Annotated in this window: 15 protein-coding genes; 4 read left to right on the top strand and 11 right to left on the bottom strand. The window is 23.8% G+C overall.

From position 1 onward, the window contains the following. Positions 1-4: 4 nt before the first annotated feature. Entirely contained in the window at positions 5-1,363 is a 1,359-nt protein-coding gene (locus tag STAT_RS02585; protein ID WP_119305681.1) for an aldehyde dehydrogenase family protein, read from the top strand. Here STAT_RS02585 and rpoN read toward each other — a convergent pair. From rpoN to STAT_RS02555, 6 genes are all read right to left on the bottom strand, one after another. Continuing rightward, on the bottom strand, positions 1,358-2,815 hold the full coding sequence (gene rpoN, locus STAT_RS02580; RefSeq protein WP_119305680.1) for an RNA polymerase factor sigma-54: 1,458 nt from the start codon (positions 2,813-2,815) through the stop codon (positions 1,358-1,360). The two genes, STAT_RS02585 and rpoN, sit on opposite strands and share 6 nt — an antisense overlap. Positions 2,816-2,818: 3 nt before the next feature. Continuing rightward, positions 2,819-4,237: an asparagine--tRNA ligase gene (gene asnS / locus STAT_RS02575; protein ID WP_119305679.1), complete on the bottom strand. Its 1,419-nt coding sequence runs from the start codon at positions 4,235-4,237 to the stop codon at positions 2,819-2,821. A gap of 1 nt (position 4,238) precedes the next feature. Further along, entirely contained in the window at positions 4,239-4,793 is a 555-nt protein-coding gene (gene frr / locus STAT_RS02570) for a ribosome recycling factor (RefSeq protein WP_119305678.1), read from the bottom strand. Between the two features lie 4 nt (positions 4,794-4,797). Continuing rightward, positions 4,798-5,517 carry a UMP kinase gene (gene pyrH / locus STAT_RS02565; protein ID WP_119305677.1) on the bottom strand — a complete coding sequence of 240 codons (720 nt, stop codon included), beginning with the start codon at positions 5,515-5,517 and terminating at the stop codon, positions 4,798-4,800. A gap of 40 nt (positions 5,518-5,557) precedes the next feature. Beyond that, positions 5,558-6,985, bottom strand: a complete 1,428-nt coding sequence (locus STAT_RS02560) for a Glu/Leu/Phe/Val family dehydrogenase (protein WP_119305676.1) — start codon at positions 6,983-6,985, stop codon at positions 5,558-5,560. A gap of 77 nt (positions 6,986-7,062) precedes the next feature. Further along, positions 7,063-9,813: a class I tRNA ligase family protein gene (locus STAT_RS02555; protein ID WP_119305675.1), complete on the bottom strand. Its 2,751-nt coding sequence runs from the start codon at positions 9,811-9,813 to the stop codon at positions 7,063-7,065. A gap of 204 nt (positions 9,814-10,017) precedes the next feature. On the opposite strand from STAT_RS02555, the gene mgtE reads away from it, so the two are divergent. Continuing rightward, on the top strand, positions 10,018-11,373 hold the full coding sequence (gene mgtE, locus STAT_RS02550; protein ID WP_119305674.1) for a magnesium transporter: 1,356 nt from the start codon (positions 10,018-10,020) through the stop codon (positions 11,371-11,373). On the opposite strand, the gene STAT_RS02545 is transcribed toward mgtE, so the two are convergent. Both STAT_RS02545 and STAT_RS02540 read right to left on the bottom strand, forming a co-directional pair. Beyond that, positions 11,368-12,378, bottom strand: coding sequence for an RluA family pseudouridine synthase (locus STAT_RS02545; protein WP_119305673.1), 1,011 nt, complete (start codon positions 12,376-12,378; stop codon positions 11,368-11,370). The genes mgtE and STAT_RS02545 overlap by 6 nt on opposite strands. Further along, positions 12,375-13,406: a PASTA domain-containing protein gene (locus STAT_RS02540; protein WP_119305672.1), complete on the bottom strand. Its 1,032-nt coding sequence runs from the start codon at positions 13,404-13,406 to the stop codon at positions 12,375-12,377. The genes STAT_RS02545 and STAT_RS02540 overlap by 4 nt, the downstream gene beginning before the upstream one ends. A gap of 56 nt (positions 13,407-13,462) precedes the next feature. Here STAT_RS02540 and STAT_RS02535 point away from each other — a divergent pair, with 56 nt between their 5' ends. Beyond that, positions 13,463-14,458, top strand: coding sequence for a D-alanine--D-alanine ligase (locus STAT_RS02535; protein ID WP_119305671.1), 996 nt, complete (start codon positions 13,463-13,465; stop codon positions 14,456-14,458). A 121-nt stretch (positions 14,459-14,579) separates the two neighbouring features. Here STAT_RS02535 and feoB read toward each other — a convergent pair whose 3' ends face one another. Continuing rightward, positions 14,580-16,625, bottom strand: coding sequence for a ferrous iron transport protein B (feoB, locus tag STAT_RS02530; protein ID WP_119305670.1), 2,046 nt, complete (start codon positions 16,623-16,625; stop codon positions 14,580-14,582). After that, positions 16,612-16,869: a FeoA family protein gene (locus tag STAT_RS02525; protein WP_119305669.1), complete on the bottom strand. Its 258-nt coding sequence runs from the start codon at positions 16,867-16,869 to the stop codon at positions 16,612-16,614. The genes feoB and STAT_RS02525 overlap by 14 nt, the downstream gene beginning before the upstream one ends. Before the next feature lie 61 nt (positions 16,870-16,930). On the opposite strand from STAT_RS02525, the gene rseP reads away from it, so the two are divergent. Further along, a complete protein-coding gene (gene rseP / locus STAT_RS02520; protein WP_119305668.1) occupies positions 16,931-18,265 on the top strand; it encodes an RIP metalloprotease RseP in 1,335 nt (444 codons plus the stop codon). On the opposite strand, the gene STAT_RS02515 is transcribed toward rseP, so the two are convergent. Then, positions 18,245-18,838 carry a 5-formyltetrahydrofolate cyclo-ligase gene (locus tag STAT_RS02515; protein WP_119305667.1) on the bottom strand — a complete coding sequence of 198 codons (594 nt, stop codon included), beginning with the start codon at positions 18,836-18,838 and terminating at the stop codon, positions 18,245-18,247. The two genes, rseP and STAT_RS02515, sit on opposite strands and share 21 nt — an antisense overlap. Positions 18,839-18,846 lie beyond the last annotated feature (8 nt).

Below are 18,846 nucleotides of genomic sequence, written 5' to 3'. Positions count from 1 at the left end.
TGAAATGTTTCAAACTATTAATCCTGTAGATAATAAAGTATTAAATACTTATCATTATTTATCTAGTAAAAATATTAATATTAAACTATATGAAGCTCAAAATGCATATCAAAAATGGAAAAATTATTCTTTTAATTCTAAGGTGCAATGTTTAAGAAGATTGTATTCTTGTATACAAAAAAATAAAAATCTTATAGCTTATTCCATTACTCAAGAAATGGGAAAACCTATTACTCAATCTTATGCCGAAGTAAATAAAAGTATTAATTTATGTGAATATTATTGTGACTTAAAAAAGTCTATTTTTTTTGAAAAAATTTTTACTGAATATAAAGATTCTTATGTAATATTTGAATCTATAGGTTCTATATTAGGAATTATGCCTTGGAATTATCCTATATGGCAAACAATTAGGTCTACTATTCCTAATTTATTATTAGGAAATGTAATTCTTATCAAACCATCCATTAATACAACAGAATGTTCTCTTATTTTAGAAAAAATATTTTTGGAATCCGATTTTCCTAAAGGAATTTTTCAAATTTTATTAATAGATATAAATCAGATAGAATCTGTGATAGCTCATCCTATAATACAAGGAGTCACTTTTACAGGAAGTACTTTAACGGGAGGTATTATAGGATCATTATCGGGGAAATATATTAAAAAATCTATTTTAGAATTAGGAGGAAATGACGCTTTTGTAGTTTTAAAAGATGTAAAAAATATAAAAAAAATAGCAAAAATAGCTACAAAATCTAGATTAAATAACACAGGCCAAACATGTATTTCTGCAAAAAGATTTGTTGTAGATAAAAGTATCATAGATGATTTTATAGAAGCCGTTATACAAGAAATGAAAACATATAATAAAGGAAACTTGTACGATGAATCAACTAAAATAGGCTATATTTCTCGCTCTGATTTATCTGAAAAACTGTATCAACAATATAAAACTATAATCATAAATGGAGGAAAAATATGTTTAGAAATTATTAAAGATGGTAATTTTTTTTATCCTTCTTTGTTAAAAGTAGAAAATAATAACTGTATAGTAAAGGAAGAAGAAATATTTGGACCAATAGGAATTATTTTTCCTTTTTCTCAAGAGAAAGAAATCCCTGATATTGTTAATAATACACCATATGGACTTGGAACTTCTATTTGGACGAAAGATTTAGAAAAAGCAGAAAAAATATCAAGAAAAATAAATACGGGAATGATATTTATTAATGAAGTTGTGAAATCAGATCCACGTTTTCCTTTTGGAGGAGTGAAAAAATCAGGATATGGTAGAGAATTATCAGATTTGACTATAAAAGAATTTTCTAATTGGAAAACTGTAATAATAAAAGAATTATAAATTTTTTCGCATTCTTGCAACAGGAAAATGCATTTGATTTCTATACTTTGCAATAGTTCTTCTGGCTATAAGATAGCCTTTTTTTTTAAGTATTTTGGATAATTTTTCGTCAGTAAAAGGTTTTTTTTTATTTTCTTTATCTATTGATTCTTTTAAAAGTTTTTTAATTTCAATAGAGGAAATTTCTTTTCCTTTTTGATTGATCATTTTTTCAGAAAAGAAACTTTTAATTAAAAAAGTTCCATATGGTGTATTAACATATTTACTATTAGCTACACGGGAAACAGTAGAAATTCCTACGCCGATTTTTTGGGAAATATTTTTTAAAATCATAGGTTTTATTTTAACTGGATCTCCAGTTAAAAAATATTCTTTTTGATAATCCATAATAGCATTCATTGTTAACATTAATGTATTTTGACGTTGTTTGATTGCGTCTACAAACCATTTTGCTGAGTCTATTTTTTTTTTTAAAAATACTATAGTTTCTTCATTTTTTTTTACATTTTTTTCTGATTGATAAGATTTTAACATATCTAAATATAAAGAAGAGATTTTTATTTCTGGTATATTTTTTTGATTTAAAGTAAGTTCTAATTTTTCATCTGAAACATAAATATCAAAATCTGGAATAATATGATTCAAATTTTTAGTGTTATCAGAATAAATTTTTCCTGGTTTAGGATTTAATTTTTTTATTTGATCAAGAACTTTTCGTAAATTTTTTTTTGTTATGCCCAATTTCTTTTGCAATTTTTTATAATGTTTCTTTACAAAAGAATCAAAATAATCTCGTATAATTTTTTTTGATAAAAAAACCTCTTTATTAATTTTTTTTTTATTTAATTGAATTAATAAACATTCTTGTAAATTTCTGGATCCTACACCTATGGGATCCAGTTTTTGAATGTAATTCACAAGTAACTTTTCTATTTTTTCTGGAGATACGGTTTTTCCAAGAATTAAAAAGATATCATCCGCTATAGATAGAATTTTTCTTCTAATATAACCATCATCATCTATATTTCCTAATATAAAATCAGCAATTAATAAATCTTTTTTATTTAAAAAAAATGTATGTAATTGATTTTTTAAATATTCTTGAAAAGAAATTTCTGATATAATAGGAATGTATTTTTTTGAACTATAATTCTTTGGGTTATTGATTTGGAAATCTTCAATTTCATCATCACTAAAATATTCATTATCTATATCATAGATATCTGAAGATTGAGTTTTATCTTCTGTGATATCTGTTTTATTTTCTTCTAATACCTCTGAATATTCTTCTAAATCTGAACAATTTTCTTCTTCTAAAGCTGGATTTTCTTCTAATTCTTGTTGAACTTTTTGTTCAAAATCTAAAGTAGATAGTTGAACTAATTTCATTAGCCTAATTTGTTGTGGAGAAAGTTTATGTTGACTTTTTTGCGATAACTGTTGTTTTAACATGTTTCAAAAATCTGCATTTTTTGGAGTTCTTGGAAATGGAATAACATCACGAATATTATTCATTCCTGTGATAAATTGAACTAAACGATCAAAACCTAAACCAAAACCACTATGAGGAACAGAACCAAAACGACGTGTATCTAAATACCACCAAAGTTTATTGATATCAATATTTGTATCTTTCATACGTTGTAATAATATATCATAGCGTTCTTCTCTTTGAGATCCTCCAATAATTTCTCCTATTTCAGGAAATAAAATATCCATAGCTCTAACAGTTTTTCCATCATTATTCATACGCATATAAAAAGCCTTAATATTGCAAGGATAATCAAATATAATAACAGGGATTTTTTTAAAATATTTATCAACCAAATATTGTTCATGTTCAGATTGTAAATCCATTCCCCAAGTAATTGGATGTGAAAATTTTATATTTTTTTTCTTTTCTTCTTGATCTAAAATTTTTATAGTTTCTGTATAACTAATTTTCTTAAATGGAAATTTTAAAATAAGTTCTAATTTTTCTAAAAGGTAATTTTTTTTCTTTTTATTCCATTTTTCCAAATATTGATTTAAAAAAATTAAATCTTCCGTACTATTTTCAATTGTATATTGAATAACAAACTTCACAAAATTTTCAGCTAGATTTATGTTTTCTTCTAGATGATAAAAAGCAATTTCTGGTTCAATCATCCAAAATTCAGATAAATGTCGTGAAGTATTAGAATCTTCTGCTCGAAATACAGGGCCAAAAGTATATACTTTTCCTAATCCTAAAGAAGCGGTTTCCGCTTCTAATTGTCCGGATACACTAAGATAAGTTTTACATTTAAAAAAATCTTTCGTGTAATCTATTAGTTTATTTTTTTTGAAATCCATAGTTGTAATCTGAAACATTTTTCCACTCCCTTCACAATTTGAAGTAGTAATAATTGGAGTATGGAGATAAAAAAAACCATGTTCATGAAAATATTTATGTATACAAAAAGCAATATGATGACGAATTCTCATAATACAACTAAAAATGTTTGTACGAAAACGTAAATGAGCTTGTTCTCTAAGTTTTTCGAAACTATGTTTTTTGGGTTGTAAAATAGATTTTTGAAGAATATCTGAATTTACTAATTCATATATGTTTATCTTCAAAGATTGAAGTTCAATATATTGTTTTTTTCCAACACTTTTTTTTACTATTCCTATAACTCTAATTGAACTACCGATTGTTATTTTTTTCATAATTGTTTTATCTAATTTATTTTTGGATAAAACAATTTGGAGATTTTGAATAGTAGATCCATCATTTAAAATAATGAAAATAGAGTAACGAAAAGAACGAATCCATCCTTCAACTAGTACTTTTTTATTTATAAAAAATTTTCCTTTATTTAGTAATTCTTTAATTGAATATTTTTTTATCATTTTATCTTCCCAAAATTTCTTTTTTTTTATAGAGAAAAAATTTTTCTATTTTTTGTATATATTCATTTGTTATTTTTTGTATACTATTTTCTCCTATTTTAGAAATATCTTCTGATATTTTTAATTTTTTTATACGTTGATTATTTTTTTTCCGGATTTCTCTTACAAGAACCTTTGCGTGTTCTGTTTGTAATTTTATTTTTTTTATAAAATTTATTCTGCTTTCTTCTGTAATTGTAGGTAAGTGTATATGAATAAAATCTCCTTTATTAGTAGGCATAAAGCCTAAATTAGCATTAATAATAGCTTTATCTATATTTGAAATTATAGAACGATCCCAAGGATGAATAGAAATATTCATATTGTCTATAATAGAAATATTGGCCACTTCTATAAGTGGAAAAAAGGTTCCATAACATTTTATTTTTATTTTACCTAAAAAAGAAGATATGGACTTACTTCCTAATCGAACGCGATGAATTTCTTTTTTCAGTTGTTCCAAAATTTTCTCCATATTTTTCTGACAATAGGAAAAAATATCGTTTAACTCATCCATAATTTTATTTTTTTTTAGAAACCATAGTTCCTATTTTTTCTCCTGAAATTACTTTTTTAAAATTTCCTTTTTTATTAATATCAAAAATTATAATCGGTAAATCATTTTCATTTCCTAAAATAAAAGCAGTTTGATCCATAACTTTGATTCCCATTTGATATGCCATATCAAAAGATATGTTTTTTAATTTTTTAGCATATTTATTTTTTTCTGGATCTGTTGTATAGATTCCATCTACTCTAGTTCCTTTTAATAATATATCTGCTTTTATTTCAATAGCACGTAAAACAGCAGCTGTATCTGTAGTAAAATAAGGATTTCCTAATCCAGCAACAAATATTACAACTTTTCCTTTTTCAAGATGATAGATTGCTCTATCTATTCCAAAAGGTTCCGCAATTTCATCCATTTTAATAGCTGTTTGAATACAAGTACATATTCCAACATTTTCTAAATATGATTGAAAAGCGATTCCGTTAATAACGGTAGCTAACATCCCCATATAATCCCCTTCTATTCGATTTATAATTTTTTCCTTTATTCTAGGAAATCCTCGAAATATATTTCCACCTCCAATAACTATAGCAACCTGAGCTCCCATTTCTACTACTTTTTTTACTTCCTCAGCATATTGTTGAAGACGAGAAGAATGAAGAAGGCCAAAATCGTTTTCTTCCATGAGAGCTTCTCCACTTAGTTTCAATAATGATCTTTTGTACTTCATGAAAAATGAATTTTTTTCTTTTTTTTCAGAATAAAAGATATTATGGAAAAATACCTAGTTTCTCATAAGAATCTATAATTTTATTTATAGCCAATACAAATGCTGCAGTACGCATGTTTTCTATTTTTAATGATTTTTTTATATCACGAATTTTGTGAAATCCATTAATCATGGTATCTTCTAATCCGCTACGAACCAAATCTATTTCTCTTGGTCCTCTTAAAACCATTTTTTTCTCTTTTATTGAAAAATTTTTTTTGCAAATTGTTTCTATAACTTGTAATAGTTCTGTATTCATATTTTCTCTAAATTTTTTTTCCATTCGTCCATAACGTACGTGACTTAGGTTTTTTATCCATTCAAAATAAGAAACAGTAACTCCTCCTGCATTTAAGTAAATGTCAGGGACAATAATCACTCCTTTTTTATATAAAATTTCATCAGCTTCAGGAGTTATCGGACCATTTGCCGCTTCTCCAATAATTTTAGCCTTAATACGATTCGCATTATTTTTATGTATCACATTTTCTAATGCCGCTGGAATTAAAATATCGCATTCTAATTCTAAAGCCTTTTCTGTGTTTTCTATGTTTTTTGCTTCTGGAAAATTTAATATAGATCCATTGTCTTTTAAATGTAAAAAAACTTTAGATACGTTTAATCCTTTTTCGTTATAAATCGCCCCTTCTCTTTCTGCTAAAGCAATTATAATAGCGCCGGATTCGTGGAAAAAACTAGCAGCATGATAACCAACATTTCCTAATCCTTGTATAATAATTTTTTTTCCAACTAATCCTATATCAAGACCAACAGAACACATCTCTTCTTTTACATGACACAATTCTCTGATTCCATAAAAAACTCCCAATCCTGTTGCCTCTTTTCTTCCTCTAACTCCTCCTTGAGAAACAGGTTTTCCTGTAACACAAGCTAATGCATCTACGTCTCCAGAACGGAGAGATAAAAAAGTATCAAATATCCAACTCATCTCTCTTTCTCCTGTTCCATAATCAGGAGCGGGGACATCTATTCCTGGTCCAATAAAATTTTTTTTGATTAATTCAGAGGTATAACGTCGTGTTATTTTTTCTATATTTTCCGTTGATATAGTTTGTGGATCTATTTTTATCCCTCCTTTAGCTCCTCCAAAAGGAACATCAACTATGGCACATTTATAGGTCATTAAAGCAGCTAAAGTCATAACCTCATCTTGATTAACTTTAATACTATATCGAATACCTCCCTTACAAGGAAGTTTATGATGAGAGTGTTGAACTCTATACGCTTCTATTACTTTTATTTTTTTTCCTATTTTAACAGGAAAATGCATTCGATATACAGAATTACAAGCTTTAATTTGTTCTAAAAGACCTTTTTCAATAGAAAGAAATCGTGTAGCTTTATCAAAATTTTTTTCTATACAATTAAAAAAACTATATGAATTAGTTTTAATTTGGTTTTTTGACATAAAAAAAGTTTTTATCTATTCCTAGTTAGAATGAAAAAAATGTAAAAATGAATGCTATAGAGTACAAATTAAAAAAATTATTTAAATAAAATATTTATTATTTTTTTAGGAATTAAAATTACTTTTTGTAAAGTATTTTTTTTCAAAAAAAATTTTGTTTTAGGATGATTTAATATTTTATTTTTTATTTTTTCTATTGGTGCGCTAGAATCAAATTTTTCTAAAAATTTCAGTTTTCCATTGAACATAATCGGATATGTTATTTCATTTTTTATTATATATTTTGGATTAAAAACTGGAAAATTATAAAATATAACAGATTTTTTTTTACCCAATTTATACCATAACTCTTCAGATATATGAGGAGCAAATGGAGCAATTAATTGAACAAAAGGTTCTAAAATTTTTCTTTTGTTACATTTTAATTCCGTTAATTGATTGGTCATAATCATTAATAAACTAATAGAAGTATTCCAATAAAAAAAATTCATTTTATTTTGTATTTTTTTTATAGTATTATGTAAAATTTTAAATTCTTGAAATGTGGGGGCTATTTCACTAATTTGAAATTCATTATTTTTATGAAATAAACACCAAAATTTAATTAAAAATTTTTTTATTCCATTTATTTTATTTTCATCCCAGGGCTTAGATTGATTAATAGGGCCTAAAAACATTTCATACATACGAAATGTATCTGATCCATATTTTGCACAAATATCATTAGGATTTATTACATTATATTTTGATTTTGACATTTTTTCCAATTTTCTTTTACAAAAAAAGGAACCTTTTTCTAAAATAAAAACGGATGAATAAAATTCAGGTCTATATTTTTTAAATTTAAAAATATCTAATTCATTATTTTTTTTGATAAAAGAAAGATCTACATATATTTCTTGGAAAGAAGAATATGCATGTTTTTTATTTCTTAATCCATAGGATAGAAAAATATCATCTCCTACTACTTTTAGTATAATAGCAGAATAACTCAAGATCATTCCTTGATTTAATATTTTTTTAAAAGGTTCTTCAGTTGTTATCCATCCTCTATCTAATAAAAATTTATGCCAAAATCTAGCATAAATTAAATGACCTGTACTATGTTCAGATCCACCAATATACAAATCAACATTTTTCCAATAATTTTCTTTTTTTTTATCAATAAAAAATTGATTGTTATGTACATCCATATATCTAAGATAATACCAACTTGATCCTGCCCAACTAGGCATGGTACTAGTTTCTATTGGGAATATATATTTATGATCAATCAAAATATTAGGAACAATCTTCATATTTTTTTCATCCCAAGCCCAATTTTTAGTTCTAGCTAATGGAGGTTTTCCATCTTTAGGATAAAAATTATCTATTTTTGGAAGAAGGAGTGGTAATTTATCAATGGGAATTGTTTTTGGAATTTTGTTTTTAAAATAAATAGGAATTGGTTCTCCCCAATATCTTTGTCTGGAAAAAATAGCATCACGAATTTTATAACTTATTTTAAGTTTTCCTATTTTATTTTTTACTAGAATTTTTATAATTTTTTCTTTTGCTTCTTTACGAGTTAATCCATTTAAAAAATTAGAATTTATAATATATTTTTTATTAAAATCTAAAACTTTAATGATTTCTATACCAAATTTTTCGGCAAATTTTTTACTTTTTTCTTCATATCCAGGTATTCCTATAATAGATTGTGTGTTATGATTTACAGAAATAAAATTACTAATATAAATAGGAATTTTTTTATTCCTAATAAAAGGATGGAAAACATAATTTCCTGTAAAAATTCCATAAATATTTTTTTTATTTTCATCTATAGGTACAGTAAAATCTCTTGTAGAAGAGACAAGTGGATGATCTGGAGATAATATGATGAAAGTTATTCCAAATATCATTTCTGGATGAGAAATAAGTAATTCAATTTGATGAATATCATTAATAGGATAAATTATTTTTAATAAAACATAAATTTCTTTTGATTTTCCTATCCAATTATATTGTAATTTTTTTAAAGATTGAGAACAATTAATAAAATGTAACCCTTTAATTAGCCTTTCTGCATATGCACTAATTCTTATATGCCATTGTAACATTTTTTTTTCATAAACTGGAAAATCTCCTCTTTCACTTCTTCCATTTTTGATTTCATCATTAGCTAATACTGTACCTAAAGCTGGACACCAATTTACTGTATTATTATATAAAAAAGCGAGTCTATAATTTAAAAGAACAGATTCTTTTTCGTAAAAATTAAATTTTTTCCATGTTTTTGAATCAAATTTATACTTTGATGTTGTGCTGCTTGCGTTAATAAAATAATTTCCGTTTTTATTAAACTCTTCAATTAAAAGATTTATAGGTTTAGCTTGTTCATCGTTTTTATCATACCAAGAATTAAAAATTTGAATAAACATCCATTGAGTCCAATGATAATAATTAGGATTGCTGGTATATAGTTCTCTGCTCCAATCAAAGGAAATTCCTATTTTATTGATTTGTTCTTTATATATACGTGAATTTTCAAGAGTTGTATCGTAAGGATGTTTTCCAGTTTGAATTGCGTATTGTTCTGCAGGAAGACCAAAAGAATCAAATCCTATGGGATTTAAAACATTATATTTTTTAGTTCGTTTATATCTCGCATAAACATCTGATGCTATATAACCTAAACAATGTCCTACATGAAGACCTGTTCCAGAAGGATAAGGAAACATATTCAATATGTAGTATTTTCTTTTTTTGTTTCTTTTTGAGTGAAAAACGTTATGTTTCTTCCAATATATTTGCCAACGTTTTTCTATTTCACGAAAATTATATTCCATTTTTCTTTCTTTTATATATACACATATGTAAATATGTGCAATAATTTTATTACGTAATTTTAATTTATTTCTTATTTCTGCAGAACAATATAATAATTGTTTTCTTCTTTATTTTCGTTAAAAAAAAGGAAAAAAAACAATTGTTATTTTAATGATCATAAAAAATAATAAATATTCAAAAAAATTTCACAAAAAAAAGAAAAAATGTTTAATGAGGAACAAGATTATTTAAATAACAGTAAATTTCTAAATAGTCAAACTATAAGTAGATTAATAAAAATTTTTCATAAAAATCCTAATAATGTTGTAGAAATATTTAATTTGTTAAAATTATGTAAAGCAATTTCTGTTTTTAGAATATTGGATTTTTCTATAAAAAAAAAAATTATAAAAAATTTATCTTCTATTAAAAAAATAGAATTATTAAATAATTTATCGGTAAATGATCGTTTTTATTTTTTAGAAAATCTTCCAAAAAAAATATTAAAAGACTTAATAAAGTATTTAAATAAAGAAGAAAAATGTAGAATTTTAGTATCTCTAGGATATTCTAAAAATAGTATAGGTCGTTTAATGATTCCATTTTATCTTGCCGTTCAAAAAACCTGTAGTATACAAGAAATATTGGATTATCTTCGTGAAGAAGTTAAAAATAATGATGTTATAGAAATTATCTATATAGTAGATAAAACAGGAAAATTAATAAATGAGATAAAAATACAAAAATTTTTATTGGTAGATCCTAATACAAAAGTATCTGAATTAATAGATAGAAAGAAAAATACTGAAATTTTTTTAAAAATTACGGATACAGAAAAAGAAGCTACTAAAATATTTTCTATGAACAACAGAATTTCTATTCCAGTTATAGACAATCAGAATATTTTGTTGGGAATTGTTACTGTAGATGATGTATTATGTGTATTGAATGAAAATTATAGAGAAGATTTTCAAAAAATAGGAGGAATGGAAGTTTTAAATCAATCTTATTTAAACGTTCCTTTATATAAACTTATTAAAAAAAGAGCTGGATGGTTAATTTTATTATTTATAGGAGAAATGCTAACAACAACAGTCATGCAAAATTTTTTAAGCGTTATAGAAAAAGCTGTAGTTCTTGCTTTATTCATACCTTTAGTTGTTTCAAGTGGTGGAAATAGTGGATCTCAAGCTGCAAGTTTAATCATACAAGCAATGGCTTTGGGAGAAGTAAGAATAAAAGATTGGTGGATTGTAATGCGAAGAGAAATTGTTTGTGGTTTTTTTTTAGGAAGTATTTTGGGATTAACAGGTTTTATACGTGTAATAGTTTGGCATAAAATTCATTTATTTAATTATGGATCTCACTGGATATTAGTAGGTTTTACGGTTTTTTTATCTTTAATTGGAGTTGTATTATGGGGAACATTAAGTGGGTCAATGTTGCCTTTTATAATTAAAAAATTAAAAGGAGATCCGGCTAGTTCTTCAGCCCCTTTTGTAGCTACATTAGTAGATGTTGTTGGTTTAATTATATATTTTTTTATATCTTATTTTCTTTTGAATGGTTCTTTATTATAATAATATTTTTCTACACTTGTTTAGAACAATTTTAAAATCTTCAGGAATTGGACAATAAAAATAGCATTTTTTATGTTTTGGATGAATAAAAGAAAGAGATATTGCATGTAAGGCTTGTCTTGGTAAAATTTTTAAACAAGTTCTAAAAAATTCTATAATTTGACTTGAACATTTTTTTTTCATAAGAATTTTATGTCCTCCATAAATAGAATCGTGAAATAACGGATGTCCCAAATATTTGAAATGAGCCCTTATTTGATGTGTTTTTCCTGTTTTTATCCTACAAGAAACATATGTCAAATATTTAAATCGCTCTAATACTTGATAATGTGTTATAGAATAAGAATACTTTCCTTTACAAAATTCATTTGTTCTAAAAACGGTCATTCTTTTTCTATTTTTTGGATCTCTTCCAATAAAACCTGTTATAATTCCTTTTTCTTCTGATAAATTTCCCCATATTAAAGCCCTATATTCTCTTTGAATTGTTTTGGAGTGAAATTGTTGAAATAGATATTCTTTAGAAAATTCATTTTTAGCTATAACTAATAATCCTGATGTATCTTTATCTAATCTATGAACTAATCCACTTCTATATAGATTAAAATCATTTAAATTTGAATTTTGAAAATGATATTTTATACCATGAATTAATGTTCCTTTATCATGTCCAAATCCAGGATGAACAACCATTCCTGCAGGTTTATTAATTACAATAAGATCTTCATCTTCATGTATAATATGAAGATTTATTTTTTCTGCAACAATATTTTCGTATTCTAAATAATCTAATGTAGGATAAATATCATAAAATTGAACTTTTATAAAATCTAAAGGTTGTATTTTGTAATTTTTTTTTACAAAAATTTGATTTACAATAACTTTTTTTGAAGAAATCAATTTTTGAATTTGATTTCTACTAATATTTTCTATATTTTTTTTTAAAAATTTATCAATGCGAATTTCTCTTTGATTTTTTTTTACAAAAATTTGAATTATTTTCATTTTATTGAATTTAATTCGCTCTTTTCTTTTTTCTCTTTGATTTTTTCTTTTTTCTCTTTGATTTTTTCTTTTTTCTCTTTGATTTTTTCTTTTTTCTCTTTGATTTTTTCTTCTTTCTCTTTGATTTTTTCTTTTTTCTCTTTGATTTTTTCTTCTTTCTCTTTGATTTTTTCTTCTTTCTCTTTGATTTTTTCTTCTTTCTCTTTGATTTTTTCTTCTTTCTCTTTGATTTTTTCTTCTTTCTCTTTGATTTCAATAAAATGATCTAATACCTCTTTTTTAGAGGTGATCCAAAGTTCAATAGGTTTATTTTTATCATAAAAAACTCCAGGGTCAGGTTTTTGACGATATACTTTTGCATTTTTATCAGGATTTATTGTATCATGGTCATAATAAAAATTAATCACATGAAACAATTGATTTTTTAAAGTATAGATAGCTGAAGATAATGACATTCCAATAACATTAGGAATGAAAAAATTATTTTTTTCATATCCTTTTCCAATGATTAAAATAATTCCATCTTGATTAAAAGGGAATCTATATCCAAATTTGATAGATTTATTTTGATATAAAACTTTTAAAACGACATCTTTTCTAGAATTGTTAATATATCTAATTTCTTTAACATATATATGATTAACATGAAGTAGTTTTATTGCTATTCGTTTATCTTTATTTATAATATTAGGTAAAACAGATTGAGATGATTTAGAATTAACTTGAATATATATATATCTCCCTTCTTTGACATGATTACCATATTCTGGAGAAAAAGAAATAATTTGATTAATTTTAAAATTTGGATCATAACGTGATGTATTTACATTATATTTTAAACCTAATTTTTTCAAAATAGATATAGATTTAGGTAAAGTAATACCTATCAAATTAGGAACAACAACATAAGAACCATGTTTTGTATAAACATCTATCCATTTTAATGCTAATTGAGTTATTTTAACTAAGATAAATATAGAAATTAAAAAATTTATGATGAATATTAAAAAATACTTTGAATAATTCATGAAAAAATAAATTAAAAATATTCTTATAAAAAAACCAATAAAATTAAAAATAAATAATGAAAAAAATCGCTATTATTATGGGTGGGTATTCAAAAGAATATGTGATTTCACTAAAAAGCGGAAAAGTAGTTTATGAAAATTTATGTAGAAAAGAGTTCGATCCTTATCGAGTTTATCTTTTCAAAGATAAATGGATTATGAAAGACGATAAAAATAAAGAATATTTCATAAACAAACAAGATTTTACTGTTTCTGGAAACAAACAACTGAAATTTGATTGTATTTTTAATGCCATACATGGAACTCCAGGAGAAGACGGTTTATTACAAGCTTATTTTGAATTATTAAGAATTCCTTGTACAGGATGTAATTTTCACCATGCAAATATTACTTTCAATAAAAAATATTGTTTAAGTCTATTAAATCATCTTGGAATTAATACAGCGAAGTCTTTTTTTTTAAATAAAAATCAAATTTTTTGTACAAAAAAAATATTAAAAAAAACAGGACTTCCTTGTTTTGTAAAACCTAATAGATCTGGATCTAGTTTGGGAATAAGTAAAGTTTATGAAGAACAAAAATTGTTAAATGCAGTACAAAAAGCTTTTCTAGAAGATGAAGAAATTCTTGTTGAATCCTTTCTTAAAGGAAAGGAAGTATCAGTCGGAGTTTTTTCATTCAAAAATGAAATTATTGTTTTACCGATAACAGAAATAATTAGTCAAAATGATTTTTTTGATTTTGAATCAAAATATTCTGGTAAATCTCAAGAACTTACTCCGGCAAAATTATCTCCGCATATTGAAAATAAAATAAGGAAAACAGCAAAAAAAGTATATAATTTTCTAAATTTATCAGGAATCACAAGAGCGGAATATATTATTGTAAATGAAGAACCTTTTTTTTTAGAGATAAATACAATACCAGGTCTTTCAAAAGAAAGTATTTTTCCAAAACAATTGGAAATAGCTGGAATATCTTTATCCGATGTCTTTAAAAATTCTATATATACTTCTATTGAAAAAATGAATGAAAAAATAAAAATTTTATAGTTTACAATTACATTTTTTTTTACAAAAATTTTTTTTATTTAAAAAAAAATGTAACAGTTTCATAAAAAAACAAAAAATTGAATACAAAAAAAATAAACCTATTATAATGTATTGATACATTTTATTTTTTTAATATTTGATATGTTAATAATGAAACTATATAAGCGAATAAAGTCATAAAAATAAATTGTAATATTGGCCATTTCCAAGATTTAGTTTCTTTTTTTATTATAGATAAAGTACTCATACACTGCATAGAAAATGCATAAAAAAATAATAAAGAAAATCCTGTTGCTAAACTATAAATAGGTTTTCTAGTATTAGAATATATCTTTTTTTTCATTTTTTTCTTTAATAAATTTTCTTTTTTTTCTATGTTATAAATAGAATCCATAGTACTAATAAAGACTTCTCTTGCTACAAGAGAAGTTAGTAAACCAATTCCAATTTTCCAATTATATCCTAATGGATGAATTACCGGTTCTATTTTTTTTCCCAACAAACCTAAATAAGAATAAGATAATTCTTTTTTTTGTATAAAAATTGGATATTTATTTGATGAATTTTTGGAAGGTCCAAAAGAAGCAAAAACCCAAATTAATATATTAATCAATAAAATAGTTTTTCCTGCATTGATAATAAAAGATTTAAGATTGATCCAAAGACTAATCAATATATTTTTTAACATAGGAATTTTATAAGTAGGAATTTCCATTATAAGATGACTTTGATAATTTTTTTTTAATAGGTGATGTAAAATGATTGATACACTTAAAGCAAGTATTATTCCTAATATATACATAGAGAAAAGAACAACTCCTCTTAATTGAATAAAACACAATTTTTTATCCGGAATAATTATAGATATAATTAAAGTATAAACAGGTAATCTAGCAGAACAGGTTATAAAAGGAGTCGCTAAAATAGTAATTAATCGATCTCTTGGGTTTTCTATATGTCTAGCTGATATAATTGCGGGAATAGCGCAAGCTATGCTAGAAATAAGAGGAACAACACTTTTTCCATTTAAACCAAAAGGTCGCATAATTCTATCCATTAAAAATATGACTCTATTTATATATCCACTTTCTTCCATAAGAAGAAGGAAAAATATCAAAATAGAAATTTGCGGAATAAAAGATATAATAGTACTAATTGCAGGTAATATTCCTTGTAAAAAAAAATTATTTAAAGGACCAGGATAAACGTTGTTAAATTTATTTTGGATAAAAGAAAAAAAAAATTCTATAAATTTTTTAGGAAAATCTGAAAATAAAAAAATACATTGAAAAATGAAAAATAAAACAAATAAAAAAAAAAAATAACCCCAAAAAGGATGTAAAATTAAATAATTATCTACTTTTTTTGAAAATTCTAAATAGTTTTTTTCTTTATTCGAAATTAATTTTGAAACCGTTATAGAAAATATTTTTCCTATTTCTTCATATCTATCTAATATTTCCTTGATTTGTAATCTTTTTGAAATAATGTTATATTTTTTTTTTATTTTATTTAATAAACAGTCTTTTTTCAAAAATTTTTTGTTATAAGCTAAATAAGACCAAGCTTGATAAGTACTTATTTTATAATGATTTTTCACATCATTAATAGCAAGAGAATAATGTATTCCTGGATTGAAAAAATAGGTATTTTTTATTTTTTGATTTAAATTTTTTATTTTTGTTTTTACTTTGTTAATTCCTATTCCTTTTCTTGCATTAATTAATACAATTTCTGTAAAAAGATGTTTTTTTAATTTTTCTATATCAATGAATATTCTCTTTTTTTCTGCTTCATCCAGCATATTTAATACAAAAAGGACAGAAAATCCTAAATCTTGAACTTGTCTGAGTAAAAGAATACTTTTTTTGAGATTAGAAGAATCCGCTACCGATATAATTTTATCTGGATAATCTAAATCGTTTAATTTGTTTAGTAGTAATTTAAAAACTACTTCTTCATTTTCAGATGAAGGATATATACTATAAGTTCCAGGAAGATCTATAATTTGATAATACGTATTTTCATAATAAAAGTATCCTATTTTTTTATCTATTGTAACCCCCATATAATTTCCGACTTTTTGATTAAGTCCAGTTAATTGATTGAATAAAGAAGTTTTTCCTACATTTGGATTTCCAACAATTGCTAATTTAATTTTTTTCATTTTTTTTTTCTTTATCTGAAAAAATAGGTTCTATGATAATGTTTTCAGCTTCTTTTTTTCGTAAAGCTACTAAACAAGATTGATCATAACTTATACACAATGGATCGTAAAAAATAGAAACAAAAAGTATTTCGAATTTTATACCAGGTAAAATTCCTAATTCTAATAATTTTATGGGAAAATCATCATTTTTATATCCTTTAATAATCCCTTTTTCTCCTTTTTTAAGATTAGATAAATTCAAAATGTATTTTATTTTGGAATAAAGGTTTAAATTTATCTTTTTTATTTTTTAAATCTGAAAAATGTCATCAATTTTAACTAGATCAATACAATTGTTACTTAGTGTTTCTATATTAGTAGTTGTTCATGAATTAGGTCATTTTATTATAGCTCAATTATTTAAAGTTAGAGTTGAGAGGTTTTTTTTATTTTTTGATCCTTGGTTTTCTATTTTTAAAAAAAAGATAGGAAATACTACCTATGGAGTAGGTTGGTTACCTCTAGGAGGATATGTTAAAATATCTGGAATGATAATGGATAATAATAAAGAAAATCAATCAGAATATCCAATTAAAGATTGGGAATTTCGTTCTAAGTCAGCAATAAAAAGATTATTAATCATTTCTGGAGGAATTCTTTTCAACATATTATTGTCCGTTTTAATTTTTACTTTTTTATTGTTTAAATATGGAGAAACTTATCTTCCTACAAAAAATGTAAAATATGGAATAGAAGTTGACTCTTTAGGAGAAAAAATAGGATTGAAAAATGGAGATAAAATTTTATTTGTAAACGAAAAGTATGTTCCCTATTTTAATGATATTCCAAAATCCATTCTTTTGGGAAATTCTATCACTATAGATCGTATGGGTAACATTATAAAATTACCATTAAATAATAAAAAAAAGAAAATTCTTTTTGATAGAAAAGAATTGAATTTTTTCATTCAACCTCGTGTTCCTCCTATAATTAATTATGTAATTAAAAATTCTGAAGCAGAAAAATATGGATTAAGAAATAATGATGAAATATTAGCTATTAATTCTGAATTCATTCTTTTTTCTGATCAATTAAAAGATTTGTTATCAAAATATAAAAATGAAAATATATTGATATCTATTAACAGAAATGGAAAATTAATTCAAAAAAAATTTTTTTTAAATCCAAAAGGAATTTTGGGGGTTTATTTGAAAAAATTTATAGATTTAGATCAAATTTTTTTATTTGAAAAAAATAATTATTCTTTTTTTGAGAGTATTCCTCATGGAATAGAAAAATCTTGGAATGTTTTGAAAAATCAAGTCTTATTTTTGAAAAATATTTTTCATATAGAAACTAAAGCTTATAAACAAATAGGTAGTTTTTTTTCTATAGCTAAAGAGTTTCCATCTAAATGGAATTGGGATATTTTTTGGACTTTAACTGGTACTTTATCCATTTGGTTAGCATTTTTAAATTTATTTCCTATTCCATCATTAGATGGTGGATATTTATTGTTTATTATGATAGAAATGATAACAAAGAAAAAAATAAATGACAAAATTATTGAACGTTGGACTATTTACGGTTTTTTAACAATTAGTTTAATTATGATATTCATTATTATTTGGGATATACTAAAAGTTTTCTTTTATTGAATTTAAAAAAAAAATATGGTTAGGAGTTATTCCTATATCTATTAATAAATCATTCTCATGTACATCTTGTATTTTTTTTATAGGATAAAAAAAACTTATCCCTATTTTAATAATATTTTTTTTACATAAAGGAATAAATCTATCATAAAAACCTTTTCCATAACCAATTCTATATCCTCTAAAATCAAATATTAATAACGGAATAAAAATAACTTCAATAAGAGAAATTGAAACAATAAATTTATGCATAAGAATTGGTTCTAAAATTCCATATTTTTTTTTTGTTAATATAGTATTTTTATGAAATAAACAATTATCTATAGATAATTTATGAAAATTAGAACACGGAATCGTAACGTATTTTCCTATTTTTAATAAAAAATTAATTATTATAAATGTATCTATTTCTTTATGTTTTTGTATAGGTAAAAAAATATGATAATAAGTTTTTTTCCAAATAAAAGATATTTTTCTTAATTGAAAAAAAATTTCAAAACTCATTTTTCTAATTTCCTTTACAGAAATAGACTTTCTCATATGAAAATATTTTTCACGTAATTTTTTTTTATTCATTCATATCA

Origin of the sequence: Blattabacterium cuenoti STAT, from assembly GCF_003573915.1 — a bacterium.
Classification (GTDB): Bacteria; Bacteroidota; Bacteroidia; order Flavobacteriales; family Blattabacteriaceae; genus Blattabacterium; species Blattabacterium cuenoti_A.
The sequence above is the reverse complement of the archived record's forward strand: the minus strand, read 5'-3'. Positions and strand labels throughout refer to the sequence as shown.